A 25,601-nucleotide genomic window follows, 5' to 3' on the forward strand; every position below is an offset into this window, starting at 1 on the left:
CAAGGGTCAGTCGTCGGTGGGGATCCGGATGGCCAGGACGTCGCAGGGCGCGCGCAGCAGCACGGTCTGGGCCGTGCTGCCGAGAAGGAACTTCCCGGTGCGCGATCGGCGGCGGAGACCGACGACCACCAGGTCGGCGCTCATCCGCTCCGCCTCGTCGATGAGGGTCTCGGCGACGGAGACGGCCTCGCTGTACTGGCGTACCTCGACCTCGAGGCCCTGGTCCGCCAGTCGCTGCCGCACCGCCTCGAGGTCCGCGAGCGGGATCAGACCGCGGTCGGCGTAGGCGCCACCGGTCGAGGAGTTCACGACCAGGAGCGCGGCTCCGCGGGTCCGGGCCTCCCGAACGGCGCCGGCGAGAACTCGCTCGCCGGCGTCGCCGGGCATGTAGCCCACGATGATGGTCATCGCTGCTCCCCCGCGGCGGCGACGCCGAGGGAGGCGTCGATGTCGCGACGGGTCGCCTCCTCGGCCGCGTGCTTGGCCTCGGCCCGGTCCGCGATCACGGCCGCGGACTCGAGCGGGACCACGACGACCCCGTCCGCGTCCCCGACGATGATGTCGCCGGGACGTACGACCACGCCGGCGACGGCGACGTCGACGGAGAGGGCGTAGGGACCGTGCTTGTAAGGGCCGGCAGGGGTACGGGACCGGGCGAAGACGGGCATCTCGTACTCGGCCAGGCCCTCGGCGTCGCGGACCGCGCCGTCGAGGAGGAAGCCGGCGACACCGCGCGCCTTGGCCTTGCCGCCGATGAGCTCGCCGATGAGGGCGCGCGACTCGTCGGCGCCGCCGCTCACCACGATCACCTCACCGGGCTCGACCTGGCTGAGCGCCTGGTGGATGCCGAGGTTGTCGCCGGGACGGGTCCACACCGTGAACGCGGTGCCGACCATGCTGGCGCCGGGCCAGGCAGGGGCGATCACGGAGTCGACCGGGCCCAAGCGGTCCATGGCGTCGCCGATGTTGGCGGTGGGGAGGCGGCGGAAGCGGTCGAGGAGGGCCGCGTCGGGACGCTCGGGCCGGGCCGTGGCGACGCGGCCGCCGGGGGTGAGCTGCTGGTCGGCGAGGATGCTGTCGGTCATCAGCTGTCCGCCTTCACCAGCGGGAAGAGGTCGCCGAAGGTCTTCTCGGTGTCGTCCCAGTAGGCGGAGTACTCCTCGGCGTCCAGGTAGGACGGGGCGAGGCCGGCGTCGGTCATCTTCTTCTGGAACGCCGGGTCCTCCATGATCTCGCCGATGGCGGTGGACATCTCGTCGACGACCTCGTCGGGCGTACCTGCCGGGAAGGCGTAGCCGCGCGAGGAGGAGATCTCCACGTCGTAGCCGGACTCCTTGAACGTCGGTACGTCGGGCAGCGACTCGGCGCGCTCGGCGTCCATCACGCCGACGATGCGGACCTTGCCCGAGTCGGCCAGCGGCTGCAGGTCGCTCACGTTGGTGAGGAGGACGTCGGTGTTGCCGCCCAGGAAGGCGGTGGTGGCGGCGGTGCTGCCGTCCGCGAAGTGCACCGGAGCGAGGTCGGCGCCGGTGACCTCCTTCAAGCTGGCGAGGGCGAAGTGCTCGTTGCTCGCGACGCCGGTCGTGGTCGCGCGCAGCTTGCCGGGGTCGGCCTTGGCGGCCTCGACCAGGTCCTTCGGGGTCTTGATGTCGCTGTCGGGGGCGACCGCGACCGCAGTCGGGTCGACGACCTGGAGGGCCACGGGGGCGAAGCTGTCGCGCTCGTAGGTGGCCTTGCGGCTCTCGTCGAGCACGGTCATGATCGCCGACGGGAACGTGGTGGCGGCCATGGTGTAGCCGTCCGGCTCCGCCTGGGTCAGCGCGGTGTAGGCGACCTGGGAGTTGGCGGCAGGCTTGTTGACCACCGTGATGGTGGCGTCGAGCTTGTCCTCGAGCTCCTTGGCGAGCATGCGGGCGCCGATGTCGGTCGGGCCGCCCGCGTCGTACCCGATGACGAGCTCGATGGGCTTGGCCGGGTAGTCGCCGGCCACGGCGCTGGTGCCGGACTGGGAGCAGGCGGCGAGCGACAGGCACGCGAGCCCGACGCCGGCGAGGGTGATTGCGCGAGGTGCGCGGTTCATGGTGATGACCTTTCGTCGTGAAGGGAGGGGTGGGTCAGACTTCGGCGTCGGTGGGCAGCCCCGCCTTTCTCTTCAGTCCTGCGCTGAGCACGGAGGCGGCGAGGATCGCGAGGGCGACCAGGAGGAAGACCAGCGACAGCGGACGGTCGACGAAGACCCCGAAGTCACCCTGGGAGATCTGCAGGGACTCCCGCAGCGCGCTCTCGATGAACGGGCCGAGGATGAGCGTGAGGACCAGCGGCGCGAGCGGCAGGTGGACCTGTCGGAAGACGAAGCCGACGATGCCGAAGAACACCATCACGTAGATGTCGATGACGCTGTTGTTGACGGCGTACGAGCCGATCACGATGAAGGCGAAGATCACCGCGCGCAGGACCGAGTAGGGGATCGCCAGGATCCGGGTCCACAGGCCGACCATCGGGACGTTGAGCACCAGCAGGAGCAGGTTGCCGACGAACAGGCTCGCGATGACCGTCCAGACCAGGTCCGGGGCCTCGGTGAAGAGCTGCGGTCCGGGGGTGAGCCCGTTCTGCAGGAAGGCGCCCATGAGCACCGCGATCGCCGGCGAGGCCGGGATGCCGAGGGTGAAGAGCGGGATGAAGGCGGCGTTGCTGTGCGAGTTGTTGGCCGTCTCGGGAGCGGCCACGCCCTCGATCGCGCCGGAACCGAGCTCCGTGCGGTGCCGGGAGACCTTCTTCTCCGTGCTGTAGGCAAGCAGCGACGAGATCGCCGAGCTCACTCCCGGGATGAGGCCGATGACGGTCCCGATCGAGGCACCTCGTCCGATCGCGGGCGCGGCCCGGCGTAGGTCTGTTCTCGTCGGCAGCAGCTGGCGGAGCGTCGGCGCCGTGGGCTTGGGAGCCGCGCCACCACTGGTGGCGAGCAGCTCGCCGAGCCCGAAGATTCCGACGAGGACGGGTACGTAGCTGATGCCGTCGAAGAAGTGCGGCTGGTCGAACGTGAACCGCGGCAGCCCCATCACCGGGTCGATGCCGACCATCGCGATCAGCAGGCCGAGGCAGGCCGAGATGAGCCCCTTGAGGACCGAGCGCCCCACCAGACCGACCAGCAGGGCCAGGCCGATGAGCACCAGGGAGAAGAACTCCGGAGGTCCGATCCGCAGGCCGAGGTCCGAGAGCGGCTTCGCCGCCAGGACGAGCGCGAGAGTGGCGACCGTCCCGCCGATGAAGGAGCCGATCCCGGCCGTCGCCAAGGCTGCACCGGCCCGGCCGCGCAACGTCATCTGATAGCCGTCGATGCAGGTGATCGCCGACTCGCCCTCGCCCGGGATGTTCAGCAGGACGCTCGTGATCGTCCCGCCGTACGCCCCGCCGTAGAAGATCGCGGCCAGCATGATGATCGCGCTCGCCGGATCCATCGTCAGCGTGAGCGGGATCAGGATCGCCATGCCGGCGGTCGAGCCGATGCCCGGGAGGATGCCCAGGATCGTGCCCAGCAGGCAGCCGATCAGGGCGAAGAGCAGGTTCTGCGGCGTCAGCGCGGAGGCGAAGCCGTCGAGGAGTGCGGTGAAGGAGTCCATGACCTCACAGCCCCAGGTCGCGCAGGAAGGGGATGCTCGAGACCGGCAGCGGAACCGTCAGCAGCCGGGTGAAGGCGTAGAAGACGCCGAAGCTTCCGATCACGGCGATGACGAGCGACTGCAGGAGCCCCCGGCGCCCGATCACCAGCAGGTGGAAGAGCAGGAAGACCAGCATGCTGACCTGGTAGCCGACCGGCTCGAGGCAGGCGGCCAGCACGCACAGGCTCACCAGGATGGCCAGCACGCTCGGCAGCGAGTAGTCGGGCGTCTCCTCCTCGTCGGCGGCCGGCTCGCTCCGGAGCTCGGGGCGGAGCCGTGCTCGCAGCTCCTGGCCGAACCAGACGAGGCCCAGCACGACGAGGAGCACGCCGAGCCAGAGCGGGAAGAAGCCCGGCCCGGGCCCGAGATCGTCCCAGTAGCCGAGGGAGCGCGAGCCGATGAACGCGGCCGCGCCGATCGCGACGACGAGCGCCGCGACGACCAGCGGCAGTACGGACCGCCGGCGGTCGTCGGCGGTCGCTGGACCGGTTGCCGCCATGGAGGCGGTGATGTTGGTGTTGTCGCTCATATTTCTCATTCTGTGATAAGGTGTATCACGGCATGAGGAACTATCCGTGACGGTCGTCACCCTGTCAAGCCCTCGCGGTCGAGGGTGCGAGGATTCGAGCGTCGCGACGAAACGGAGGAGGCCCGTGAGCGAGGAGAAACCGTCCAGCACGATGCGCTCTCTGGAGAGAGCCATCGACGTCCTCGAGGTCCTCGAGGCGACACGTACGCCGCTTCGGCTGAGCGAGGTCGCGCGCCGAGCCGGCCTGCATGTGGCGACGACGCAGCGCATCCTCAGCACGCTCGAGGCACGTGGGCGCGTCGAGCAGGACGGCACCGGCTACCGCACCGGCGTCGCGATGCTGTTCGGGGCGCACGCCTACCTGGCCACCAACCGGCTGGCCGCCACCGCGCCGATGATCCTGCAGCAGCTCGCCACCGCCACCGGACTCACCGCGTCCGTGTTCGTGCGCGCCGGCTCCTCCCGTGCGGTGATCGCCCGGGTCGAGGGCAGCGACCCGTTGCGCTACGTCCTCCCGATCGGCGAGCGGCTCCCGCTCCACCTGGGCGCGGGCAAGGTCATCGCTGCGTACATGGATCCCGAGGAGCTCGACTCAGCGCTCGGCGGGATCGACGAGTTCACTCGGGCCGACGGGACACGGGTCTCGCCCGAGGACTTCCGGAACGAGCTCGAGGAGATCCGTCAGCGCGGTTGGGTCGCCTCCCACGACGAGCGGGTGGTCGGCGCATCCTCCGTCGGGGCTCCCCTGATCAGCCCCACCGGCGAATGTCTGGCGGCGATCCAGGTCTCCGGCCAGACCACCAATCCCGCCTTCGCCGATCCCACTCCCCTCGGGCACGAGGTCCGCCAGGCGGCCGGTGCTCTCACCTCACGCCTCGGCTGACCAGGAGTCGTCTCCGATGCCCGATGACTGGCTGAACCAGACCCGCGAGTCGTACGACACCGATGCCGCCGGCTATGCCGAGCAGGTACGCGGCCTGCTGGACGATCGTCCGTACCTGCGTGCCGGTCTGGCCGTGTTCGCCGAGTCGGTGCGTGCCGGCGGGGGCGGGCCGGTGGCCGACGTCGGCTGCGGTCCTGGGTACGTCACCCGGCACCTCCACGACCTCGGCGTCGATGCGTTCGGGATCGATCTCTCCCCCGAGATGATCGCCATCGCCCGGCACGACCACCCCGATCTCGGGTTCGAGGTCGGGTCGATGACCGATCTGCCGCTGGCGGACCGATCCGTCGGCGGCGTCCTCGCCTTCTGGTCGGTCATCCACATCCCCGACGCGGCGGTGCCCGGGGTGTTCGCGGAGTTCCGGCGGGTGCTGCGGCCCGGCGGCTCGGTGCTGGTCGGGTTCCACGTCGGCGAGGAGACCCGGCACTCGAGCATCGGCTACACCGGGCGCCCCATCGACGTCGACAGCCACCGGCGTACGCCCGAGCAGATCTCCCGGTGGCTGCGGGAGGCCGGGTTCGACATCGAGGCCGAGCTCCTCATGCGGCCCGACGACGAGGTGCCGGGCGCGATCGTCTTCGGCCGGCAGCCTCTCGCCAACTGATCAGGAACGAAGAAGCGTACGGGGCCTCCCTCTCCTTAGGCTCGTCTCAACAGACCAGCTAGGAAGGGACAGACCGATGGCGAAGAGCAGCACGTTCACCGAGGAAGAGAAGGCCGCCATGAAGGAGGCCGCCGCCGAGCGCAGGACGGCCGCCAAGCGTGGCACCGGCAGCAAGAAGGCGGCGGCCGACCTTGCGGACTGCCTCGAGAAGATCGAGGCCATGGACGACAACGACCGCGCGATCGGCGAGACGCTCCACCGGATCGTCACCACGCACGCGGGCGACCTCGCCCCGAAGACCTGGTACGGCATGCCCGCCTACGCCAACTCCGACGGCAAGGTCGTGGTGTTCTACAAGTGCGCCGGGAAGTTCAAGATGCGCTACGCCGAGGTCGGCTTCCAGGAGTGGGCGAACCTCGACGACGGCGACATCTGGCCGACCGTCTTCGCCGTCACGTCGATGACGCCGGCCGTCGAGGAGAAGCTCACCGAGCTCGTGAAGCGGGCGGTTCGCTAGCCGGCGTGATGCTCGCGGTAGCGCTGGTAGAGCCGTCCCAGGAACGCCTCGAGCTCGGCGGCCATCTCGTCCTCCAACGTCGGGAACGAGAAGGTCGCCTTGCCCGTGCGGCGCTTGCGGAACGCCTCCGACGAGCCTTCGAGCGCTTCCGGCCAGGTGTCGACGGCGATCGCGTAGAGACTCACCTTCTGCGCGCTGCGCTTGACCGCGGCGAAGTAGTCGTGGGCACCGGAACCCGGCCAGCGCAGCGACGGCATCCCGTAGATCGTCGCGTCCTCGAGCTCGTCGCGGTATCGGTCGAGGAGCGCCCAGATCCGGGCTTCGACGGCATCGAGGTCGGCCATTGACGGAGCGTACCGAACGCCTCGGGCCCCGGCGGGACGCTCACCCGTGACGGAAGAGCCGGAATCGACGGCGTCGCCGATCGTCCCTGCGCTCCGCCTCCCGAGCGTGAGCGCGGGCGCGAGCCCGGGCGGCACGCGCCGCGCGCCGGGCGGCCCATGCGGCCACCGCGAGGTCGGGGTCGCGCGGCATCGTGATCAGCGGCGGTCCTGCCGGCGGCTCGTAGCGTGCGCGGATCACGCGTGCGTTGAAGTCGTCGATCTCGCGACGTACGGCCTTCTCGTCCGCCAGCTGGTCCAGGCGCTCGTCCAGCGCGGCGTCGTCCTTGCGGAGCTGGATGGAGGGTGGCAGCAGCACGACGTGCTCACGCTCGACGAGCTTCCTGACCCACCACTCCGGATCGTGCTGGTCCGGGAGGTCGATCGGCTCACCACTGCCCGGCAGGTCCTCGAAGTCGCCGCGCGCGATCGCCTTCCGGACCTGGAAGTCGGCGAGCAGCGCGACGGCGATGGCGTCGTCGATCGCATAGGCGTACGGGTCGTGGGGCTGCACGTCGATCACCATCACTCCGCTCGACCGTGGATACAAGTCACCTGTATTATGTCACGCGTATTGAAACGAGGAAGGGGACGGAATGCCGAAGCAGGTCGACCACCGCGAGCGACGGGAAGCGATCGCTCACGCGCTGTGGCGGGTGGTCGAGCAACAGGGCTGGCCGCGAGCGACGATGCGGGAGGTCGCCCGCGAGGCGGACGTCTCCCTCGGGCAGCTTCAGCACTACTTCTCGTCACGTGCCTCGATGCTGACCTTCGCGACGGAGTTCGCCTCCGAGCAGACCTCGCTCCGGGTCGCGCAGGCCCTGACCGGGCTCGACCAGCCGCCACATCCGCGGGACGTCCTGCGGGTGGTGCTCACCGAGATGCTCCCGCTGCACCCCGGTGCGCACGCCACCAGCCGCATGAACGCCGCGTACGTCCTCGAGGCGCTGCACGATCCCGACCTGCGCGAGGTCGCCCGCGTCGGGCTCCGCGAGGGACGGGACAAGGTCGAGCACCTCATCCGAGAGGCGATGGCCGACGGTCAGATCGCGGCGGACCGAGACCCGGTGATCGAGACCGACCTCGTCCTCTCGCTGACCGGTCTCACGCCGCTCCTGGAGCTCGGCGTGATCGAGCCCGGCGCCGCGCTCGCGGCCGTCGACCAGCAGCTCGACCGCCTCTTCGGACCGAGAGGCTGACCCGCATCGCCGGCGCAGTTCTGGAGCCTGCGCACATTTCCAACTTACTTGCGAAAGTTCCAATACTTCTTGACGAAGTCTCACGGGATCCCTACCTTCGGATGTGACTCACGCCACATATCTCGCGGAGGCCCCCATGATCCATGTCCCCCCGTCCAGGGCCGTGCTCGGCCCACTCGTCGGCCTGTCAGTCGTGGCCGCGCTGCTCGGCAGCGGCCCCGCGGCCGCCGCCGAGGAGGCGGAGCTACCACCACAGGAGCCCGGCGTCACGCTGCGCACCTACGACATGAGTCGGCCGATCGACCAGCTCTGCACGCTGCGCGCGGGCCAGACACCCAACGTCGACAAGCTCACCTCGGTCATCGACTACGACTCGCCGGCCGACTTCGGCCTCGCCGACAGGTTCATCTCGCACGCCCTGGCCAACCTGCGCATCGACGCTGCCGGGACGTACAACTTCCGGCTGATCAGCGACGACGGCTCCCGACTGGTCATCGACGGCACCGAGGTCATCGACCACGACGGGCTTCACGGGGAGACTGCCAAGGACGGTGCCGTCACCCTGAGCGAGGGCTACCACGACCTGCGCGTGGAGCACTTCGAGGACGGCGGCGGCGAGGTGCTGCGGCTGCAGTGGCGTCCGCCGGGCGCCGCTGACTTCTCGCTGGTGCCGACCGACGTCCTGAGCACCGAGGCAGGCGTGGTGCGGGTGACCGCACCGGGCACGAAGTACTGCGAGGGGCAGAACGACACCGCCGGCGACGGCATGCAGCTGGACAGCGTCCACCCGGCGTACGACCTCACCGACCTGCGGCCGGACGGCTTCGAGCCGATGGTGTCCGCGCTGGACTGGGCGACGGACGGCCGGCTCGCCGTGGTGACATCCGGGTCCGTGAGCCCCTCGGGCTGGGTGGAGGACCCCGAGCCCGGCGAGATCTTCCTGCTCAGCAACGCCCGCACCGCCACCGGACCCGAGGACGTCACGGTCGAGAAGGTCGCGACCGACCTGTTCAACCCGATGGGCGTGGCCGTCATCGGTGAGTCGATCTTCGTCTCCGAGCGCGACCAGCTCACCGAGCTGACCGACCCCGACGGGGACGGCTTCTACGACGAGCACCGGAAGGTGGCGGAGTGGCCCTTCGGCGAGAACTTCCACGAGTTCGCCTTCGGCCTCCTCCACGACAAGGAGAGCTTCTACGTCAACCTCTCCGTCGCGATCGACTTCGGCGGGGCGACGACCGACCCGCAGCCGGCGAGCAACCGCGGGACCACGCTGAAGATCTCGCGCAAGACCGGTGCGATCACCTACCTCGCCGGCGGGCTGCGTACGCCCAACGGGATGGTGCGCGGACCCGGCGGCGACCTGTTCGTGATGGACAACCAGGGCGCCTGGCTGCCCAGCTCCAAGCTGGTGCACGTCGAGCCGGGTCGGTTCTTCAACCACTACACCAACCCGGCCGGCCCGTTCGACGACCAGCCGGTGACCGACCCGACCCTGTGGGTGCCGCAGGGCGAGATCGGCAACTCCCCCAGCAGCCCCGTGATGCTGAAGAAGGGCGCGTACGCCGGTCAGCTGGTCTTCGGCGACGTCACCTACGGCGGCCTGCAGCGCGGCTTCCTGGAGAAGGTCGACGGCGAGTACCAGGGCGCGGTCTTCCGCTACTCCGCGGGCCTCGAGGCGGGGGTGAACCGCAGCCTGCTCGGTCCCGACGGTTCCATCTACGTCGGTGGCATCGGCGAGGCCGGTAACTGGAGCGAGCCCGGCAAGCTCCGCTACGGCCTGCAGCGGATGAGTCCGGGCGACGGCTCGGCGTTCGACATGCTCTCGATGCGCGCCACCCGCGACGGGTTCAAGATCCGTTACACCCAGCCGCTGTCCCAGGAGACGGTCGACAAGATCGCCGCCGATCCGAACGCCGCGTTCCGGATGACCCACTGGCGCTACGCGCCGAGGCCGACCTACGGCGGGCCGAAGATCGACGAGCGTCCCTTGTTCGTCTCCGGTGCCGAGGTGTCCGCCGATCGTACGTCGGTGAAGCTCACCGTGGAGGGCCTGGAAGAGGGCCGGGTCGTGCACCTGCGCTCGCCGCGGCCGTTCACCGCCGTGGGCGGGGACGAGCTGTGGAACACCGAGGCCTGGTACACGCTCAACTCGATTCCCGGCTATCAGTCGCCCGCCGACCGCAACTACCTCGAGGCGGAACAGGCGACCCTGCGTGGCAGCGCCAACGTCGCGGTCGAGCACAACGGCTACTCCGGTTCCGGGTTCGTGGACGGCTTCGGCAACGTCGGCGCTTCGGTCACCTTCGACGCGAAGGTCGCTCGCGCCGGGACGTACCCGGTCCGGCTGCGCTACGCCAACGGCCCCGACCCGGCGCCCGGCACGAAGCGGGTCTCGGTCCACCTCAACGGCACCGAGGTCGAGCCGTGGGCGCTGGAGTCCACCGGCGACTGGCAGACCTGGGGGACCGCGACCCGGGCGATGAAGCTGAAAGCCGGGGTCAACCGGATCACGCTCCGCTACGACGAGGGTGACGAGGGGAACGTCAACTTCGACGCCCTCAAGATCGGCGGCGGCGAGGACATCTGTACGCCGCAGCGACCCGCCCGGGGCTATCAGTCGCTCTTCGACGGAACCCTGGCTTCGCTGGCCTCGTGGCGGATGGCCGGACCGGGCTCGTTCGGCCGGCAGGACGACTGCTCGCTGCGTACGACCAACGGTCTGGGCCTGCTGTGGTACGCCGAGCAGGAGTTCAGCGAGTACAGCCTGAAGCTCGACTGGAAGCTGCTCCGCGATGACAACGGCGGCGTCTTCGTCGGCTTCCCCAACCCCGGCAACGACCCGTGGGTCGCGGTCAACCAGGGCTACGAGATCCAGATCGACGCCTCCGACGCCGCCGACCGCACCACCGGCGCGATCTACACCTTCCAGGGTGCCGACCCCGAGGCGGTCGCGGCCGCCCTCAGGCCGGTCGGGTCATGGAACTCGTACGACATCCGAGTCGAGGGGTCGACGATCAAGGTCTTCCTCAACGGGACCTTGGTGAACGACTTCACCAGCACCGACCCCGCCCGCGACCTGGCCGGTTTCGTCGGCCTGCAGAACCACGGCGGAGGTGAGACCGTCTACTACCGCAACGTCCAGGTGAAGGAGCTCACCGACTGACGTCGATCAGCGTTCGCGCCGGCGGGGCGCCTCCTCGACACGAGGAGTGTGCTCACGCCGGCGCGGACGCTCTCCTCAGCCGGCTGGTGTCGCGGCCAGGGGCCTCGCCGTAGCGACGGCGGTACTCGCGGTTGAACTGGGTGGCGCTGTCGTAGCCGACGCGATGCGCGACCGTCGCGACGTCGTCGGCTCCGGCGACCAGGAGCAGTCGTGCCTGGTGGAGCCGGATCTGCTTCTGGAACTGGATCGGGCTGAGCGCTGTGACGCCCTGGAACTTGCGATGGAACGCGGAGACGCTCAGCCCGCAGCTGCCGGCGAGGTCGTCGACGCGGAACGGTTCGGCGTAGTTCTCGGTGATCCACCGCACTGCGCGGCTGATCTGGGTGGTGCAGCTGTCGGCGATCCCGATCTGGGCGAGGTTCGCTCCGAGCGGGCCGGTGAGCAGCCGCCAGAGGATCTCCCGCTCGGCCATCGGCGCGAGCACCGCCCGGTCCTGCGGCCGGTCGAGGAGGCGCACCATCCGTACGACGGCATCGACCAGCTCGGGCTCGGCATCGGCGACACCGATCGCAGGAGGAGCAGCGCTGGTCCGCACCGGCACGACCCCGGGTGGCGCCTCCAGCAGCAGTGACGCAATGGCGGCTGGCCGCAGCACCAGCCCGAATCCGAGTGCGGGCCGGTCCGGAGAGGCTTCGCTGTAGTGACCGGTGATCGGGACGTCGACGGAGGCGACGAGGTACTGCCCCGGACCGTACTCGAGGACGCGATCGCCCACCGAGATCCGCTTGCGCCCCTGGGTGATCAGCGCGAAGACCGTGCCGGAACCGTTGGTCGACGGTGCCTCCACCGCATCGGCGCGGGCGAGCAGCATCCCCTCGATCGGGGTCGTCTGGTCAGGACGGGCGTGCTTCTCGATGCGTCGTCGCAGCTCCTCGAGCGGGGTGTCGGTCACGTGAAGAAGGTACGTCGCCCACCTGGCCGTCGTCGCCTGGTTCTGCTTTGTCGAGCAGGATCAGGCAATCATCTGCAATGTCTGGTCTCACGCCGCGAGAGCCCGGACTGGTTCGCTGAACGGGTCGAAAAGCCCCGCACCGATCGGTGCGGGCACACCACCCGAGAGGCGACAGCGATGAACATCGAGTACGGATTCCAGGCGACCATGACCGCCAAGGAGGGGAAGGCGGACGAGCTCGTCGAGCTCCTGCTCTCCGGTCCCACCGTCGGGCCCTCGGCACACGAGGGCTGCCTGGTGTTCCTGGTCAGCCGGTCGGCCACCCAGCCCGACGTGGTCCACCTCGTCGAGGGCTGGGTGAGCGAGGAGGTGCACCACACCGTCTTCGACGACCCCGAGTCGCAGGACTACATCGCCCGCTTCGCCGAGCTCGTCGCCGACTCGACGTACGCCGACTTCGTCCCGCTGGGTGGCAAGGCGATCCTCGCCCCGGCCACGGCCCCCTCCACCCCGGGCCGGTGATCGCGATGAACGAACTGGCCGCCGTGACGACCGCCCGCCCGGGTCTCGATCCGGAGCTCGACGCCCTGCTTGCCGAGATGCCCGAGATCCCTCCTCTCGACGCGGAGACTCTTCCCGCGATTCGCCCCTTCGCGACCGTCGACGCCGAGGTGGCGCTGGCCGGGCACGACCTGAGCAGGCGCGACATCACCGTCCCCAGCTTCGACGGCGTACCCATCCCTCTCACCGTCCTCACCCCGGCCACGGGCGACGAAGCCCGCCCGGCAGCACCGTGCGTCTACTGGGTGCACGGCGGTGGGATGGTCATGGGTGACCGCTTCTCGCAGATCGACATCCCGCTCGACTGGCTGCGGACCTTCGGCGCCACCGTGGTGTCGGTCGACTACCGCCTCGCCCCCGAGGCGTCGGGAACCACGCTCGTGGAGGACTGCTACACCGGTCTCAGCTGGGTGGCGTCGCACGCGGACGAGCTCGGTATCGATCCCGCTCGCATCATCGTGGCCGGTACGAGCGCCGGTGGCGGGCTCGCGGCCGGCACCACGCTTCTCGCGCGCGATCGACAGGGCCCGGCGATCGTGGCGCAGGTCTTGATCTGTCCCATGCTCGACCATCGCAACACGACGGAGTCCAGCCGCCAGTTCACCGGTCCCGGCGTCTGGTCCCGCGAAGCCAACGAGTTCGGCTGGCGATCGGTCCTCGGCGACGTTGCCGACCGTGGCGAGGTGCCCGAATACGTCTCGCCGGCGCTCGCCGAGGATCTCGCCGGGCTCCCGACCACCTATGTCGACGCCGGTAGTGCCGAGGTCTTCCGCGACGAGGATGTCGCGTACGCGTCCCGCATCTGGGCGGCGGGCGGGCGGGCCGAGCTCCACGTCTGGGCCGGCGGCTTCCACGGTTTCGATGCCCTCTTCCCCCAGACCCGGGTAGCGCGGGCGGCCCGTGCTGCCCGGAGCGACTGGCTCGCGCGCGTGCTCCGAGACCCGGGGCTCACGAGCTGATGGCCGCCCCACTGGCACACCGCCGCCGCAGTCTGACGGGTCGCTCGCCGGCCGAGCAGCACCGATCGGCCACGCCGCTGGAGCTGCTGTACGACCTGGTCTTCATCGTCGCCTTCGGGCAAGCCGCTGACGAGCTGGCGCACCACGTCGCGGCGGGCCGGGCAACGGCCGGGATCGTCGGGTTCGGCCTCGGGGTCGTTCTGATCTCGTGGGCCTGGGGCAGCTACACCTGGTTCGCCTCGGCCTACGACGAGGACGACTGGATCTGTCGGCTCACCACCATGGTGCAGATGGTGGGCGTCGTCATCGTCGCACTCGGGCTGCCCGAAATGTTCGCCTCGTTCGCCGGTGACGAGAACGGTGGCTACGGCATCGTGGTCGGCGGCTACGTCGTCATGCGCGTGCCGATGGCACTCCAGTGGCTGCGGGCGGCGCGCAGCGACCCGATCCGGCGGCCCGCACTGATGACGTACTTCTGGACCATCGCCATCGCCCAGGCAGGATGGACCTTCCTCGTGGCGGCTGCCCTCCCGCTGCCCGCTGCGGCAGCCATCGGAGTGGCGCTGCTCGCGATCGAGACGGTCGGGCCGGTGGTTGCGCAGCGCGGGAAGGGCGGGACTCCGTGGAACGCCGACCACGTTGCGGAGCGCTACGGCCTCCTGGTCATCGTCGCCCTCGGCGAGGTCGTCTTCGGCACCGTCGCCGCGGTGTCGGCGACGGTGCACGGTCCCGCCGGCTGGAGCATCGAGGCGGCCGCGACCGTGACCGCGGGCATCGGCCTCACGCTGGCGATGTGGTGGATGTACTTCACCGTCCCCTCGGCACTCGTCCTGCGAGTCCACCGGGAGCGGGTGTTCTTCTGGTCCTACGGACACCACGTCATCGTGGGCGCGATCGTGGCTGTCGGTGCCGGCTTGCACGTCGCCGCACTCCGCCTCGAGCACGACTGCCAGATCGGGGCCGTGCCCACCGTCCTGACCGTGGCGATCCCCCTCGTGATCTTCGTCTGGATGCTGTACGCCCAGTGGGGCACCCTGGTCAGGGTCGGCAACCGTCGACACCTCGGCCTGATCATCGGCACCTCGGCGGTGACCGCTCTGGCGGTCGTCCTGGTCGCGGCGGGCGCCTCCATCGCCGTGGGCCTGGCGGTGATCGCGGCCGCGGCCGTGATCCCCATCGCGGGGTTCGAGCTCGTCGGACACCGCGATCTAGCAGCTGCGCTCGCTCCGCACGCTCTCAGCGGATCGGAACGTCGACCGTCGAGGTGAAGTGGAACGAGGTGGCTCCGGCGAGGTCGAGCCAGGTGCCTGAGGGCGTCGTCGCCACGCGGATGACGTACTCGGTGCACCCTGGGCAGCGGCCCACGTAGCCCGGCTCGGGACCGTAGACGACGAGTTCGGCCAGCGTCGTCGACAGCCCACAGGCTCGGCACCGCACCTGGGCGGTGGTGGCTTCGACGGTGAAGATGTCGGCGAGCGGTCCTGCTAGCGCGTTGCCGTCCCGATGTTCGCTCATGACAGGGGTTTCCTTTCCATGACTCGTGCAGTGGTCTCGCTCACCGGCCGCCGAAACGTTCGGTACGGATCCGGTCGGCAGGGTGCCCGGCTGCGAGCAGGTGGTTCGCCGCCTCTTCGACGAAACCGGTGGGGCCGCAGACGAAGCAGGTGGGCGTCGCACCCGACGTCCAGTCGTTTCCGTCGTCGAGATCGCTCGGGCGGAGTCGACCTGGCGGACGCGTCTCGGTCGGTGGTGCGGTGCGTGTGTAGAGCCAGGTCACCGAAGGCCCTCCGGCCTGGGCGGCGAGCCGGGTGAGTTCGTCTCCGTAGATGCGATCCTGCGGGGTTCGCACGGAGTGGACGAGGCGAAGTGGGGTCTGGATGTCGGCTCGATCGCGAGCACGGATCATGGACATGAGGGGAACGACGCCCGATCCGCCCGCGACGAGGAGGACAGGCGAGGGGTCCTCCTGATCCCACACGAACCAGTTGCCGAGGGGGCCTCGGATCTCGAGCTGGTCGCCGATCATGGCGATATCGGTGAGGAAGGCGGAGACCTCGCCTCCGGGCAGGCGCTGCACGGTGATCTCGATGACGCCGTCGTCGGCCGGCGCCGCGAGTGAGTAGCTGCGTACGGCCTGGTAGCCGTCCGGGGCGGTCAGCCGCACATCGACGTGCTGCCCGGGCAGGTGACCGTTCCATTCGTCGACCCGCAGGGACAAGGTGTGGGCCGTGGCCGTCTCCGCGCGACTTTCGGTCACGGTGGCGCTCTGCCAGCGCCGCGCTCCTAGTCGCCCTGGTATCGCTGCTCGCGCCATGGGTCGCCGTAGTCGTGATAGCCGAGCGACTCCCAGAAGCCCGGGTCGTCGTCCTCGACGAGATCGAGGCTCTTGATCCACTTGGCGGACTTCCAGAAATACAGGTGCGGGACCAGAAGCCGAGCTGGTCCGCCGTGCTCGGCGGGGAGGTCGTCACCGTCGTGTTCGTAGACGATCCAGGCCTTGCCGTCGAGCAGGTCCTCGAGCGGAAGGTTCGTGGTGTAGCCGCCGTAGGAGCGAGCCAGCACGTACTCGGCCGCGGTGTCGACGTCTGCCAGGAGATCGTCGATGGCGACACCTGTCCAGGTGGTGTCCAGTCTGCTCCAGCGCGTCACGCAGTGGATGTCGACCGTGATGTCCTGGGCGTCCAGGGCTATGAACTCGTCCCATGTCCAGGATCGCAGGGCCTGGTTTCCGTCCCTCACGCTGAACGTCCACTCGTCCCTCCGGATGGCGGGTGTCGGGCCGGCGGACAGCACGGGAAAGTCGTCGGTCAGGTATTGCCCAGGAGGCAGTCGATCGTCTTGTGCAGGGTGCCTGCCCGTGAAGCCGCGCGTCACGTGCACCATCTCAAGCCACCTACCCTTCTCTAGAGGGTCAGCGGCTGTCGGGTGCCGCGTCCCATCGCAGCGTAGTTCGAAACCTCGGCCTCGGTGGTGGGAACGAGCTCGGCGTCGACCGAGGCGTCAGTGGGCCATGTCGACGAAGCGGCTGTAGTGACCCTGGAAGGCGACGACGAGGTCGCGGGTGGGGCCGTTACGGTGCTTGGCGATGATCACGTCGGCCTCGCCGGGGCGGGTCGACTCCTTCTCGTAGACGTCGTCGCGGTGGAGGAGGACGACCATGTCGGCGTCCTGCTCCAGCGAGCCTGACTCACGGAGGTCGGAGACGGCGGGGCGCTTGTCGGCGCGCTGCTCGGAACCACGGTTGAGCTGGGACAGCGCGATGATCGGGACCTCGAGCTCCTTGGCCAGCAGCTTGATCTGGCGGGAGAACTCCGAGACCTCGAGCTGACGGGACTCGACCTTCTTGCCGGAGCTCATCAGCTGGAGGTAGTCGATGACGATGAGCCGGAGATCGTGGCGCTGCTTGAGCCTTCTGGCCTTGCTGCGGATCTCCATCATCGTCATGTTGGGGCTGTCGTCGATGAACATCGGCGCGCTGGAGACCTCGCCCATCTTGCGGGCCAGCTTGTTCCAGTCGTCGTCGGACATGTTGCCGTTGCGGATGTGGTTGAGCGGCACCTTCGCCTCGGCGCTCAGGAGACGCATGGTGATCTCGGAGCGGCTCATCTCCAGGCTGAAGAAGACGCTGGTCAGGTTGTTGTGGATCGAGGCGGCCCGGCAGAAGTCGAGGGCCAGCGTCGACTTACCCATCGCGGGTCGCGCCGCGACGATGATCATCTGGCCGGAGTGGAAGCCGTTGGTGAGCTCGTCGAAGTCGGCGAAGCCGGTGGGGACACCGTAGAGACCGGCCTCGCGGTTGGAGATCGCCTCGATCTCGTCCAGGACGCCGTCCATGATGTCGGCGAGCGGGGAGTAGTCCTCACCTGAGCGCTTGTCGGTGAGCTTGAAGACCTCGGCCTGGGCCTCGTCGACGATGTTGTCGACCTCGCCCTCGCCGGCGTAGCCGATCTGCACGATCTTGGTGCCGGCCTCGACCAGGCGGCGCAGGACGGACTTGTCGCGGACGATCTCGCCGTAATAGGCGGCGTTGGCGGCGATCGGGACGTTGGAGGCGAGCGTGTGCAGGTAGGGCGCTCCGCCGATGCGCTCCAGCTCGCCCTTGCGGCGCAGGTCGTCGGCGACGGTGACCATGTCGGCCGGCTCGCCGCGGCTGTAGAGATCGAGGATCGAGTCGTAGATCGACTCATGGGTCGGACGGTAGAAGTCGGTGCCGCGCAGCGTCTCGGAGACGTCGGCGATCGCGTCCTTGGAGATCAGCATCGAGCCGAGGACGGCCTGCTCGGCAGCCATGTCCTGCGGAGGTGTGCGGTCGTTGACCGCGCGCGGAGCGTTGCCCGGCTCGTACGCCGCGGGGCCGTCGCCCCACTCCTCGAACGGCGGCTCCGGGAAGTCACCCGGACCGTTCATCGAGCCGGTCTCAGTGACGCTCATTCCCTTGCCCCTCCGTGGTCTTCGGATCGTCGCGGCGTGATCTCGGTCGATTCGGTCCCACGCTACGGGTCGGCACCGACAGTTCTGTTCACACAGTCCTGGGCCGACCCTCGACGACACCTCAAGTCTCCGCGACCTTACGTCGCATGCCACATCGGCGACAGGGGGTTATCCACAGGCCCTGGGGATAACCAGGGGATAGCGGTGGACGAGACCCTGGTCAATGTGAACAGCCTGGGGAGCCGCCTGTGCATAACTAGGGTCACCTCATGGGTAAACCATGTCTGACCTGCTGTTTTGTTGTCCATAGGCTGTGGACGAAAGAAAGTCGACAACCCGTCGGCGTTCATCGCCGAGATCGTCGTACACGCTTGGGCGTTTTGTCGACATAGCGCCGCAACGACGTTTTCCACAGGTTTTCCACCTGCCCTGGAAAACGCTCCGCGCCGACGGTGCTTAACCTTGAGACCGTGATGAGCCCGGCGGATGCGAAGACCTACTCGAAGACCGACCGCCGGGGCCTCGACAAGGAGATCTGGCGGCTCGCGATCCCTGCCTTCCTGGCCCTCGTCGCCGAGCCGCTCTTCCTGCTGGCGGACTCCGCGATCGTCGGCCACCTCGGCACCCGCGAGCTCGCCGGCCTCGGCGTCGCGGGCGTCGTGCTGCAGACGATCGTCGGTCTCTGCGTCTTCCTCGCGTACGGCACCACCGCATCGGTCGCCCGCCGCATCGGCGCCGGCGACACCGCCGGTGCGCTGCGGCAGGGCATCGACGGAATCTGGCTCGCGGTCATCATCGGGGTCGTCGTCACGGTCCCGGTCATGGTTCTGGCCGAGCCGCTCAGCCGGGCGGTCGGCGCGGGCGACGAAGTGGTCGGGCCGGCGACGACCTACCTCCGGATCGCCGTCCTCGGGGTGACGCCGCTGCTGATGATGCTCGCGGCCACCGGGGTGCTCCGTGGGCTGCAGGACACCAAGACCCCGCTGGTCGCGGCGGTCGTCGCCAACGTACTCAACATCGTGCTCAACCTCGCCCTCGTCTACGGCGCCGGGCTCGGCATCGCAGGCTCGGCGATCGGCTCGGTGATCGCGCAGGTGCTGGCGGCCGGGATGCTGACGTACGTCGTGGTGCGGGCCGCCCGCGGCCAGGACGTCCCCCTTCGCCCGGATGCGCCCGGGATCCGGGCCTCGGCCCGGGCCGGCGTGGCCCTCGTGGTCCGTACGCTGACGCTGCGCATGGCGCTCCTGGTGACGACCTACGCCGTCACCCATCTCGCCGTCGGCGACCAGGCGGTCGGGCTGGCGACCCACCAGATCGCCTTCACGCTGTGGACGTTCCTGGCGTTCGTGCTCGATGCGATCGCGATCGCCGCACAGGCGCTGACCGGACGGTCGCTGGGAGCCGGCGATATCGGGGAGACCCGGGCCATCACGGCCCGGATGGTGTGGTGGGGCGTCGTGATCGGGGTCGCGGCCGGCGTACTCCTGGCTGCTCTCGCGCCGTTCCTCGGCGCGCTCTTCACCGAGGACGAAGCAGTGCGGGAGCTGCTGGTGCCGGTCGTGCTCGTGGCGGCGATCGCGCAGCCGATCGCGGGCGTCGTCTTCGTCCTCGACGGGGTGCTCATCGGCGCCGGCGACGGGCGCTACCTCGCCTGGGGTGGGGTCTGGACCCTGGTCGCCTATGTCCCGCTCGTCGCCCTGGCCGTCGCGCTCGGTGGTGGGCTGGTGTGGGTGTGGATCACCTTTGCCGTCGGCTTCATGGGCGCGCGTTTCGTGGTGCTGACGCTCCGTGCCCGAAGCGACCGCTGGCTGGTCACCGGCGTCTGAGCCCGCCGACGACCCATACTCGGTTGCGCCGGATCCGGCTTGGCGCGAAGGTCAGGTCATGCCTGCCGATCCGAAGAGCACACTGAAGACGTACATCGATGCGCGCCGCGAGGCGCTGATCTCCAAGGTCGAGGGCCTCTCGGAGCGCGAGGCGCGGCTGCCGCGTACGCCGACCGGCACCAACCTCCTCGGCATCATCAAGCATGTGACCGGGGTCGAGGCCGTCTACCTCGGGGCGACGTTCGGCCGTCCGTTCCCGCATCCCGAGGAGCTGATCTCGGACGAGGCCTTCGAGATCGACCCGCAGGCGGACTGGTACGCCACCGAGGACGAGACCATCGAGGGCATCATCGATCTCTACCGTCGGGTCATCGCCCACGGCGACGAGACGATCGAGGCGCTGCCGCTGGACGCCGTCGGCCACGTACCGCACTGGGGCGGCGAGGAAGTCACCCTGCACCAGATCCTCGTCCACCTCTTCGCCGACCTCGCCGGTCACGGTGGACAGGCAGACATCCTCCGTGAGGAGGCGGACGGCGCGGTCGGCTGGCGCAAGCCCGGCGACAACGTTCCCTCGGAGTACGACTGGCCGGCGTATGTCGCCAAGCTGACCGAGATCGCGAACAAGTTCTGACCCGAGGCGGCTTCTCGGCGAAAACGAACAGGCCCGCCTCCCGAAGGAGGCGGGCCTGTGGGGAATCCCTAGATCAAGCGGGGACCACGTTGAGGGCCAGCTTGGCGGACACCTCGTCGTGGAGCTTGACGGAGACCTCGTGAGCACCGAGCGCCTTGATCGGGTTGCCCAGCGCGATGGTGCGCTTGTCGATCGACTCGCCGGTGGTCTCGGAGACCGCGGAGGCGATGTCGGCGGCGGTGACGGCGCCGTAGAGGCGGCCGTCCTTGCCGGAGCGGACCTTCACGTTGACCGTGCTGGCCTCGAGCTTGCCCTTGATCTCGGCGGCGTGAGCCTCGTCGCGCACGGAGCGAGCCGAGCGCGCAGCCTTGATGGATTCGGCCTGCGACTCGGCGCCGCGGCTCCACCGGATGGCGTCGCCACGCGGGATCAGGTAGTTGCGGGCGTAGCCGTCCTTGACCTCGACGACGTCACCGGCGGAACCCAGCCCGGTGACCTCCTGCTGAAGGATGATCTTGGTAGCCATGTCGATCCTCCTCAGCGACCGGTGGAGGTGTAGGGCAGCAGAGCAACCTCGCGCGCGTTCTTGACGGCGATGGCCACGTCGCGCTGGTGCTGGACGCAGTTGCCGGTCACGCGGCGGGCGCGGATCTTGCCGCGGTCGGAGATGAACTTACGGAGCAGGGTGGCGTCCTTGTAGTCGACACCGGTCGCCTTCTCCTTGCAGAACTGGCAAACCTTCTTCTTAGGCTTGCGAATCACTGCCTTGGCCATTGTGGTGCTTCCTTTCTAGAAGCCCGGCCCCCGCCGCGGAGCGGCATATGGGGTGAGTGCCGGAATGGTTGAGGGATTCGGGATTGGTTTGTTGCTGATCAGAAGGGAGGCTCGTCGTTGCCCACGCCCGGGGTCGCCCACGGGTCGTTGGCCGGCGCGCCGCCGCCCGCGTTGGCGGGCTGCTGCGGAGCCGGCGAGGCCCACGGGTCGTTGCCACCGGCCGGAGCCTGCTGGCCACCGCCCTGGGGGCCGCCGTAGCCGCCGCCCTGGTTGTAGCCACCGCCCTGGTTGTAACCGCCGCCGCCACCCTGGCCGCCGGACTGGCGGCTGGCCTTGGTGACCTTGGCGGTCGCGTAGCGGAGCGAGGGACCGATCTCGTCGCACTCGAGCTCGAAGACAGTGCGCTTCTCGCCCTCACGCGTCTCGTAGGACCTCGACTTCAGGCGGCCCTGAGCGACGACACGCATGCCGCGCTGCAGGGACTCGGCGACGTTCTCAGCAGCCTGGCGCCAGATCGAGCAGCGCAGGAAGAGGGTCTCCCCGTCCTCCCACGCGTTGGTCTGCCGGTTGAAGCTGCTGGGCGTCGAAGCAATCGTGAAGTTGGCAACGGCTGCACCCGACGGCGTGAAGCGAAGCTCCGGGTCGTCGGTGAGGTTGCCGATCACGGTGATGACGGTGTCGCCTGCCATGAGATCTCCCTTTGGTCTGATCTGGGTGTCGGTGTCGGTCAGGAGTCCAAACTCAGATGAATTGGCCTAGAGCCCAAAGATAGGGCCCCGCACCGACAATTCCGACGGTGACATCCGCGTCACTTGGACGGGCGGATGACCTTCGTACGCAGGATCTGCTCGTTGAGGCCAAGCTGGCGGTCGAGCTCCAGAACGGTCTTGGGCTCGGCGGTCAGGTTGACGACGGCGTAGATGCCCTCGGCGTTCTTGTTGACCTCATAGGCCAGACGACGGCGTCCCCAGACGTCAACGTTCTCGACGGTGCCACCATCAGTGGTGACGACCTTCAGGAACTTGTCAAGGGTCGGGGCGACGGTGCGCTCATCGAGGCTGGGCTCGAGGATCACCATTACTTCATAGGCGCGCATAGCGTTCTCCACCTCCTACGGACTCGGCGGCCATGGTCTCTCCATGGCAGGAGGGCTGATGCGATGTCTCACATCCATCTGTGGAAGGGGACGCGTCAGGGTATCAACCAGCGGTTTCCGCGGCCGAATCCACAGCCTCCACCGTGAACGGCACCGTGATCACCTCGCCGTCGCCGAGGCGGAACTGCGCCCAGAGGCGGTAGAGACCGGCCTTCGGCACGTCCAGGTGCAGCCCGAGCTCGGGCCCGAACGAGGCGCCGGGGACCGCCAGCTCGTCGCCCTCGGCGTGGCCGTGCACGAAGGTCTTGCCGTCCGCGCTCATGACCACGACGTGGCCGGCCGCCCCGAGGTAGGGCTGTAGATCGTCGACAATCTTTCCGGTGCTGTCCGTGAACCTGAAGTGCAGGTCGCTCTGCTGGTCGGCGACCGGCGTGCCCTCGAGCGTGACGGTGAGATTGTCGACAGTCGACGATCTCGGGCTCGCCTCCAGCGGGACGGCCGGGGGCTGCGTACCTTCGACGGTGAGCTGCTGCCGGTCGAGCACATCGGCCATGTCGGCCCGGCGGCGGAACTCGGTGTCGATGCGGTAGGTGCCTCCGGCGGGGAAGGTCACGTCGGTCTCGAGCTCGCCCGGACGGCCGGTCGGCTCGGCGTGGAGGTGGCGGAACCAGGAGAGGTCCTGGCTGGTCACGATGACATGCATCCAGGCCTGGTGGGTGCGACCGAGGTCGGTCACCGGGTCGCCGGTCGCGGCGTCCGTGAGGAGGAACCGGAGCCCGCCCTCCTGCCGCGTGATCGCGACGTCGATGCCGGACTCGTCGGAGGTGACAGGGGCGATGTCGTTCTCGTGCATCTCCGTCATCGACGGTCGCATCGGGCTCATCCCCTGCGCCCACTCCAGGATGCCGTTCATCCCGCGCTGCGCCGGCTCGGTGCGCGACAGGTAGGTCAGGCCGGCTCCGATCGAGATCGCGATCACGGCCGTGACCAGGAGATATCCGCCGTCGCGGACACGGGTGACGAAACCCCGGCCGGCGTACGCCGCGGGCGTCTCGGGGCGGCGGAAGCCGCGCAGGCGCAGCGCGTTGGTGACCACGCTGACCGAGCTCATCGCCATCGCGGCGCCGGCGAGGACCGGATCGAGGAGGGCGAGCGCGGCGACGGGGATGAGGAGGACGTTGTAGGCGAACGCCCAGAACAGGCCCTGCTTGATCGTCGCGACGGTGCGGCGGGAGAGCGCCAGCGCGGTCACCACGCCGCGGAGGTCGCCGCCGACCAAGGTGATGTCGGAGGCGGCCAGGGCGACGTCGGTGCCGGTGCCGATCGCGATCCCGACGTCGGCCTGGGCCAGCGCCGGGGCGTCGTTGATCCCGTCGCCGACCATCGCGACGACCTTGCCCTCGTCCTGGAGCTGCTTGATCCGGGCGAGCTTCTGCTCGGGCAGGAGTCCGCCGGCCGCGTGGCGTACGCCGACCTCGGCGGCCACCTTCGCCACCGTCGCGGGCGCGTCTCCGCTGAGGATGTGCACCTCGACACCTGAGTCCTCGAGCAGGCGCACGGTCTCCTTGGCCTCGTCACGGACCTGGTCCGCGACCCGGATCGACCCGGCGTACGCCCCGTCGACCGCAACCAGGACCGAGCCGTTGTCGGCGGCGTCGATGCCCTCCTCGGCCAGCATCGCCGAGTTGCCGACGACGACCCGTCGCCCGTCGACGACCGCGCTGATCCCGCGTCCCGGGTGGGCCTCGAACGCCGAGACGTCAGGCGCGTCGGCCGAGGCGTCACGTACGTCGCTCGAAACGTCACCGAGTGACGGCTCGGCCGACGCGAGCGACCTCTCGGCCGACGTAGCCGCCGCTTCGGCCGACGCGCGTGACGCCTCGGCTGGGTTGGCGCGGGCTCGGAGGGCAGTGGCGAGGGGGTGGTCGCTGCCGGTCTCGGCGGCGGCGGCGATCCGGACCAGCTCGTCGCGGGTCCAGCCCGGGGCCGGGGAGATGTCGGAGACCTCGGGCTTGCCGTGGGTGATCGTGCCGGTCTTGTCGAAGACGATGGCGGTGACGGAGCGGGCGCGCTCGAGGGTCTCGCCCGAGCCGACGAGTACGCCGAGCTCGGCGGCGCGACCGGCGCCGACCATGACCGCGGCGGGCGTGGCCAGACCGAGCGCGCAGGGGCAGGCGATGATGAGGACCGCGATGGCGGCGGTGACGGCGCTGGTGAGCCGCTCGGCGTCAGGCCCGAGGACCAGCCAGCCGACGAAGGTCAGAGCGGCCACGACCAGGACGGCGGGCACGAACACCTCGGAGACCCGGTCGGCCAGGCGCTGCAGCTTGGTGCCGGAGCCCTGGGCCGACTCGACCATCGCGATGATCTGCGCCAGCGTGGTCTCGGAGCCGACCGCGGTCGCCTCGATCTCGAACGAGCCGGTCTGGTTGATCGTGGCGCCGATGACGATGTCACCCTCGGCCTTCCGCACCGGGTCGCTCTCGCCGGTGAGCATGGACTCGTCGACGTAGGACGCCCCGGCGACGATGCGGCCGTCGACCGGGATCTTCTCCCCGGCGCGCACGCGGATCCGGTCGCCGACCTTCAGGTTCGCGACCGGGACGGTGACGTCGCGACCGTCACGGACGACGGTGGCCGTCTCCGGCATCAGGCCGACGAGGGCCTTGACGGCGTCGGCGGTGCGCGACTTGGCCCGGGCCTCGAGCCAGCGACCCATCAGCACCAGCGCGACGATGACCAGAGCGGTCTCGAAGTAGAGGTGGAGCGGCAGGCCCCATGCCTCGGCCTGCCCCATCCACAGGGTCACGAACGCGCTGTAGGCGAAGGCGATGCCGGTGCCGAGGGTGACCAGGGTGTTCATGTCGACCGAGCCGTGGCGCAGACCCCTCGCCGCGGCGAGGTAGATGTCACGGCCCGCCCACCACTGGGTGATCGCGGCGACGACGAGCACGATCGACATGACCGGCTCCATGGCGTCGACCGGGAGCGGGACGTACATCAGGGCCATCAGGCCGAGCCCCACCACCAGGGCCGTGATCCATCGCCGCTTGAGCTGGACGAGCTCTGTCTCGCGGCGTACGTCTCGATCGTCCTCGTCCGCCTGAGGCTCCTGCGGATTGTCGACAGTCGACGATCGCAGGACGGCCTGATAGCCCGCCTTCTCGATGGCGGCGCTGATCTCGGCGAGGTCGGTGCGGGAGGGATCGAAGTGCACCAGGGCGCTCTCGGTGGCGAGGTTGACGTTGGCGTCCTCGACACCCTCGACGCGGCTGATGGCCTTGGTGACACGGCGCACGCAGCTCGCGCAGGTCATGCCCTCGATCTCGAGCTGCTGCTCTGTGGGGGTGGTGGCGGTGGGGCTCATCGTG

The 25,601-nt window shown here is 69.3% G+C and carries 27 protein-coding genes; 10 read left to right on the forward strand and 17 right to left on the reverse strand.

Annotation, left to right across the window (positions count from 1 at the left end; translation table 11 throughout):
- Positions 1 to 6: 6 nt before the first annotated feature.
- The 5 genes from ACZ6WN_RS00240 to ACZ6WN_RS00260 are packed head-to-tail and all read right to left on the reverse strand — an operon-like array spanning position 7 to position 4,188.
- Positions 7 to 408, reverse strand: a complete 402-nt coding sequence (locus ACZ6WN_RS00240; protein WP_465861926.1) for a universal stress protein — start codon at positions 406 to 408, stop codon at positions 7 to 9.
- Entirely contained in the window at positions 405 to 1,085 is a 681-nt protein-coding gene (locus ACZ6WN_RS00245) for an RraA family protein (RefSeq protein ID WP_465861928.1), read from the reverse strand. Before ACZ6WN_RS00245 ends, ACZ6WN_RS00240 begins: the two co-directional genes overlap by 4 nt.
- Positions 1,085 to 2,080 (reverse strand): Bug family tripartite tricarboxylate transporter substrate binding protein, encoded by a 996-nt coding sequence (locus tag ACZ6WN_RS00250; protein ID WP_465861930.1) that lies wholly within the window; start codon positions 2,078 to 2,080, stop codon positions 1,085 to 1,087. Before ACZ6WN_RS00250 ends, ACZ6WN_RS00245 begins: the two co-directional genes overlap by 1 nt.
- 34 nt (positions 2,081 to 2,114) lie before the next feature.
- Positions 2,115 to 3,620: a tripartite tricarboxylate transporter permease gene (locus tag ACZ6WN_RS00255; RefSeq protein WP_465861931.1), complete on the reverse strand. Its 1,506-nt coding sequence runs from the start codon at positions 3,618 to 3,620 to the stop codon at positions 2,115 to 2,117.
- A gap of 4 nt (positions 3,621 to 3,624) precedes the next feature.
- Positions 3,625 to 4,188 (reverse strand): tripartite tricarboxylate transporter TctB family protein, encoded by a 564-nt coding sequence (locus ACZ6WN_RS00260; RefSeq protein WP_465861933.1) that lies wholly within the window; start codon positions 4,186 to 4,188, stop codon positions 3,625 to 3,627.
- 124 nt (positions 4,189 to 4,312) lie between these two features.
- Here ACZ6WN_RS00260 and ACZ6WN_RS00265 point away from each other — a divergent pair, with 124 nt between their 5' ends.
- The 3 genes from ACZ6WN_RS00265 (at position 4,313) to ACZ6WN_RS00275 (ending at position 6,252) form a co-directional block, all read left to right on the forward strand.
- Positions 4,313 to 5,071: an IclR family transcriptional regulator gene (locus ACZ6WN_RS00265; RefSeq protein ID WP_465861935.1), complete on the forward strand. Its 759-nt coding sequence runs from the start codon at positions 4,313 to 4,315 to the stop codon at positions 5,069 to 5,071.
- A gap of 16 nt (positions 5,072 to 5,087) precedes the next feature.
- Positions 5,088 to 5,735 (forward strand): class I SAM-dependent methyltransferase, encoded by a 648-nt coding sequence (locus ACZ6WN_RS00270; protein ID WP_465861937.1) that lies wholly within the window; start codon positions 5,088 to 5,090, stop codon positions 5,733 to 5,735.
- A 76-nt stretch (positions 5,736 to 5,811) separates the two neighbouring features.
- Positions 5,812 to 6,252, forward strand: a complete 441-nt coding sequence (locus ACZ6WN_RS00275) for an iron chaperone (protein ID WP_465861939.1) — start codon at positions 5,812 to 5,814, stop codon at positions 6,250 to 6,252.
- On the opposite strand, the gene ACZ6WN_RS00280 is transcribed toward ACZ6WN_RS00275, so the two are convergent.
- Together ACZ6WN_RS00280 and ACZ6WN_RS00285 are read right to left on the reverse strand one after the other, a co-directional pair.
- Positions 6,249 to 6,596, reverse strand: a complete 348-nt coding sequence (locus ACZ6WN_RS00280; protein WP_465861941.1) for a hypothetical protein — start codon at positions 6,594 to 6,596, stop codon at positions 6,249 to 6,251. The two genes, ACZ6WN_RS00275 and ACZ6WN_RS00280, sit on opposite strands and share 4 nt — an antisense overlap.
- Positions 6,597 to 6,636: 40 nt before the next feature.
- Positions 6,637 to 7,158 carry a DnaJ family domain-containing protein gene (locus ACZ6WN_RS00285; protein WP_465861943.1) on the reverse strand — a complete coding sequence of 174 codons (522 nt, stop codon included), beginning with the start codon at positions 7,156 to 7,158 and terminating at the stop codon, positions 6,637 to 6,639.
- A 70-nt stretch (positions 7,159 to 7,228) separates the two neighbouring features.
- Between ACZ6WN_RS00285 and ACZ6WN_RS00290 the strand changes: the two genes are divergently transcribed.
- Entirely contained in the window at positions 7,229 to 7,831 is a 603-nt protein-coding gene (locus ACZ6WN_RS00290) for a TetR/AcrR family transcriptional regulator (protein ID WP_465861945.1), read from the forward strand.
- A gap of 136 nt (positions 7,832 to 7,967) precedes the next feature.
- Positions 7,968 to 10,997, forward strand: a complete 3,030-nt coding sequence (locus tag ACZ6WN_RS00295; RefSeq protein ID WP_465861947.1) for a 3-keto-alpha-glucoside-1,2-lyase-like domain-containing protein — start codon at positions 7,968 to 7,970, stop codon at positions 10,995 to 10,997.
- Between the two features lie 52 nt (positions 10,998 to 11,049).
- Here ACZ6WN_RS00295 and ACZ6WN_RS00300 read toward each other — a convergent pair whose 3' ends face one another.
- A complete protein-coding gene (locus ACZ6WN_RS00300) occupies positions 11,050 to 11,949 on the reverse strand; it encodes an AraC family transcriptional regulator (protein ID WP_465861949.1) in 900 nt (299 codons plus the stop codon).
- Positions 11,950 to 12,126: 177 nt separating this feature from the next.
- Between ACZ6WN_RS00300 and ACZ6WN_RS00305 the strand changes: the two genes are divergently transcribed.
- From ACZ6WN_RS00305 to ACZ6WN_RS00315, 3 genes are read left to right on the forward strand one after another with little or no spacing between them, the layout of a single operon-like run.
- Positions 12,127 to 12,471: a putative quinol monooxygenase gene (locus ACZ6WN_RS00305; RefSeq protein WP_465861951.1), complete on the forward strand. Its 345-nt coding sequence runs from the start codon at positions 12,127 to 12,129 to the stop codon at positions 12,469 to 12,471.
- 5 nt (positions 12,472 to 12,476) lie between these two features.
- Positions 12,477 to 13,469: an alpha/beta hydrolase gene (locus tag ACZ6WN_RS00310; protein WP_465861952.1), complete on the forward strand. Its 993-nt coding sequence runs from the start codon at positions 12,477 to 12,479 to the stop codon at positions 13,467 to 13,469.
- The gene (locus ACZ6WN_RS00315) at positions 13,469 to 14,737 is read left to right on the forward strand and encodes a low temperature requirement protein A (RefSeq protein ID WP_465861953.1); all 1,269 of its coding nucleotides are present in this window, start codon (positions 13,469 to 13,471) and stop codon (positions 14,735 to 14,737) included. Before ACZ6WN_RS00310 ends, ACZ6WN_RS00315 begins: the two co-directional genes overlap by 1 nt.
- Here ACZ6WN_RS00315 and ACZ6WN_RS00320 read toward each other — a convergent pair.
- The 4 genes from ACZ6WN_RS00320 to dnaB form a co-directional block, all read right to left on the reverse strand.
- A complete protein-coding gene (locus ACZ6WN_RS00320; protein WP_465861955.1) occupies positions 14,706 to 14,984 on the reverse strand; it encodes a DUF6510 family protein in 279 nt (92 codons plus the stop codon). The two genes, ACZ6WN_RS00315 and ACZ6WN_RS00320, sit on opposite strands and share 32 nt — an antisense overlap.
- A 40-nt stretch (positions 14,985 to 15,024) precedes the next feature.
- Entirely contained in the window at positions 15,025 to 15,726 is a 702-nt protein-coding gene (locus ACZ6WN_RS00325) for a ferredoxin reductase (RefSeq protein WP_465861956.1), read from the reverse strand.
- A 26-nt stretch (positions 15,727 to 15,752) separates the two neighbouring features.
- Complete coding sequence (locus ACZ6WN_RS00330) at positions 15,753 to 16,352, reverse strand: sulfite oxidase-like oxidoreductase (RefSeq protein ID WP_465861957.1); 600 nt, start codon at positions 16,350 to 16,352, stop codon at positions 15,753 to 15,755.
- 117 nt (positions 16,353 to 16,469) lie between these two features.
- The gene (dnaB, locus tag ACZ6WN_RS00335) at positions 16,470 to 17,900 is read right to left on the reverse strand and encodes a replicative DNA helicase (RefSeq protein ID WP_396988869.1); all 1,431 of its coding nucleotides are present in this window, start codon (positions 17,898 to 17,900) and stop codon (positions 16,470 to 16,472) included.
- A gap of 473 nt (positions 17,901 to 18,373) precedes the next feature.
- Between dnaB and ACZ6WN_RS00340 the strand changes: the two genes are divergently transcribed.
- Together ACZ6WN_RS00340 and ACZ6WN_RS00345 are read left to right on the forward strand one after the other, a co-directional pair.
- Positions 18,374 to 19,726: an MATE family efflux transporter gene (locus tag ACZ6WN_RS00340; RefSeq protein WP_465863504.1), complete on the forward strand. Its 1,353-nt coding sequence runs from the start codon at positions 18,374 to 18,376 to the stop codon at positions 19,724 to 19,726.
- A gap of 58 nt (positions 19,727 to 19,784) precedes the next feature.
- Positions 19,785 to 20,360 carry a DinB family protein gene (locus ACZ6WN_RS00345; RefSeq protein WP_465861958.1) on the forward strand — a complete coding sequence of 192 codons (576 nt, stop codon included), beginning with the start codon at positions 19,785 to 19,787 and terminating at the stop codon, positions 20,358 to 20,360.
- Between the two features lie 73 nt (positions 20,361 to 20,433).
- Here the strand turns inward: ACZ6WN_RS00345 and rplI are convergent, their stop codons facing one another.
- From rplI to ACZ6WN_RS00370, 5 genes are all read right to left on the reverse strand, one after another.
- Positions 20,434 to 20,886 (reverse strand): 50S ribosomal protein L9, encoded by a 453-nt coding sequence (gene rplI / locus ACZ6WN_RS00350; RefSeq protein ID WP_465861959.1) that lies wholly within the window; start codon positions 20,884 to 20,886, stop codon positions 20,434 to 20,436.
- An 11-nt stretch (positions 20,887 to 20,897) separates the two neighbouring features.
- Positions 20,898 to 21,134, reverse strand: a complete 237-nt coding sequence (gene rpsR, locus ACZ6WN_RS00355) for a 30S ribosomal protein S18 (protein WP_008355445.1) — start codon at positions 21,132 to 21,134, stop codon at positions 20,898 to 20,900.
- A gap of 98 nt (positions 21,135 to 21,232) precedes the next feature.
- Complete coding sequence (locus ACZ6WN_RS00360) at positions 21,233 to 21,823, reverse strand: single-stranded DNA-binding protein (protein WP_465861961.1); 591 nt, start codon at positions 21,821 to 21,823, stop codon at positions 21,233 to 21,235.
- Between the two features lie 119 nt (positions 21,824 to 21,942).
- Positions 21,943 to 22,230 carry a 30S ribosomal protein S6 gene (gene rpsF / locus ACZ6WN_RS00365; protein WP_091044123.1) on the reverse strand — a complete coding sequence of 96 codons (288 nt, stop codon included), beginning with the start codon at positions 22,228 to 22,230 and terminating at the stop codon, positions 21,943 to 21,945.
- Positions 22,231 to 22,333: 103 nt separating this feature from the next.
- Positions 22,334 to 25,597 (reverse strand): heavy metal translocating P-type ATPase, encoded by a 3,264-nt coding sequence (locus tag ACZ6WN_RS00370; protein WP_465861962.1) that lies wholly within the window; start codon positions 25,595 to 25,597, stop codon positions 22,334 to 22,336.
- Positions 25,598 to 25,601 lie beyond the last annotated feature (4 nt).

Source organism: Nocardioides sp. NPDC054178, from assembly GCF_055585005.1.

Bases quoted from the DNA above. Each gene is read 5' to 3' on its own strand.
- ACZ6WN_RS00240 (WP_465861926.1), bottom strand. From the start codon at position 408: ATGACCATCATCGTGGGCTACATGCCCGGCGACGCCGGCGAGCGAGTT.
- ACZ6WN_RS00245 (WP_465861928.1), bottom strand. From the start codon at position 1,085: ATGACCGACAGCATCCTCGCCGACCAGCAGCTCACCCCCGGCGGCCGC.
- ACZ6WN_RS00250 (WP_465861930.1), bottom strand. From the start codon at position 2,080: ATGAACCGCGCACCTCGCGCAATCACCCTCGCCGGCGTCGGGCTCGCG.
- ACZ6WN_RS00255 (WP_465861931.1), bottom strand. From the start codon at position 3,620: ATGGACTCCTTCACCGCACTCCTCGACGGCTTCGCCTCCGCGCTGACG.
- ACZ6WN_RS00260 (WP_465861933.1), bottom strand. From the start codon at position 4,188: ATGAGCGACAACACCAACATCACCGCCTCCATGGCGGCAACCGGTCCA.
- ACZ6WN_RS00270 (WP_465861937.1), top strand. From the start codon at position 5,088: ATGCCCGATGACTGGCTGAACCAGACCCGCGAGTCGTACGACACCGAT.
- ACZ6WN_RS00275 (WP_465861939.1), top strand. From the start codon at position 5,812: ATGGCGAAGAGCAGCACGTTCACCGAGGAAGAGAAGGCCGCCATGAAG.
- ACZ6WN_RS00280 (WP_465861941.1), bottom strand. From the start codon at position 6,596: ATGGCCGACCTCGATGCCGTCGAAGCCCGGATCTGGGCGCTCCTCGAC.
- ACZ6WN_RS00285 (WP_465861943.1), bottom strand. From the start codon at position 7,158: ATGGTGATCGACGTGCAGCCCCACGACCCGTACGCCTATGCGATCGAC.
- ACZ6WN_RS00290 (WP_465861945.1), top strand. From the start codon at position 7,229: ATGCCGAAGCAGGTCGACCACCGCGAGCGACGGGAAGCGATCGCTCAC.
- ACZ6WN_RS00295 (WP_465861947.1), top strand. From the start codon at position 7,968: ATGATCCATGTCCCCCCGTCCAGGGCCGTGCTCGGCCCACTCGTCGGC.
- ACZ6WN_RS00305 (WP_465861951.1), top strand. From the start codon at position 12,127: ATGAACATCGAGTACGGATTCCAGGCGACCATGACCGCCAAGGAGGGG.
- ACZ6WN_RS00310 (WP_465861952.1), top strand. From the start codon at position 12,477: ATGAACGAACTGGCCGCCGTGACGACCGCCCGCCCGGGTCTCGATCCG.
- ACZ6WN_RS00315 (WP_465861953.1), top strand. From the start codon at position 13,469: ATGGCCGCCCCACTGGCACACCGCCGCCGCAGTCTGACGGGTCGCTCG.
- ACZ6WN_RS00320 (WP_465861955.1), bottom strand. From the start codon at position 14,984: ATGAGCGAACATCGGGACGGCAACGCGCTAGCAGGACCGCTCGCCGAC.
- ACZ6WN_RS00330 (WP_465861957.1), bottom strand. From the start codon at position 16,352: ATGGTGCACGTGACGCGCGGCTTCACGGGCAGGCACCCTGCACAAGAC.
- dnaB (WP_396988869.1), bottom strand. From the start codon at position 17,900: ATGAGCGTCACTGAGACCGGCTCGATGAACGGTCCGGGTGACTTCCCG.
- ACZ6WN_RS00340 (WP_465863504.1), top strand. From the start codon at position 18,374: ATGAGCCCGGCGGATGCGAAGACCTACTCGAAGACCGACCGCCGGGGC.
- ACZ6WN_RS00345 (WP_465861958.1), top strand. From the start codon at position 19,785: ATGCCTGCCGATCCGAAGAGCACACTGAAGACGTACATCGATGCGCGC.
- rplI (WP_465861959.1), bottom strand. From the start codon at position 20,886: ATGGCTACCAAGATCATCCTTCAGCAGGAGGTCACCGGGCTGGGTTCC.
- rpsR (WP_008355445.1), bottom strand. From the start codon at position 21,134: ATGGCCAAGGCAGTGATTCGCAAGCCTAAGAAGAAGGTTTGCCAGTTC.
- ACZ6WN_RS00360 (WP_465861961.1), bottom strand. From the start codon at position 21,823: ATGGCAGGCGACACCGTCATCACCGTGATCGGCAACCTCACCGACGAC.
- rpsF (WP_091044123.1), bottom strand. From the start codon at position 22,230: ATGCGCGCCTATGAAGTAATGGTGATCCTCGAGCCCAGCCTCGATGAG.
- ACZ6WN_RS00370 (WP_465861962.1), bottom strand. From the start codon at position 25,597: ATGAGCCCCACCGCCACCACCCCCACAGAGCAGCAGCTCGAGATCGAG.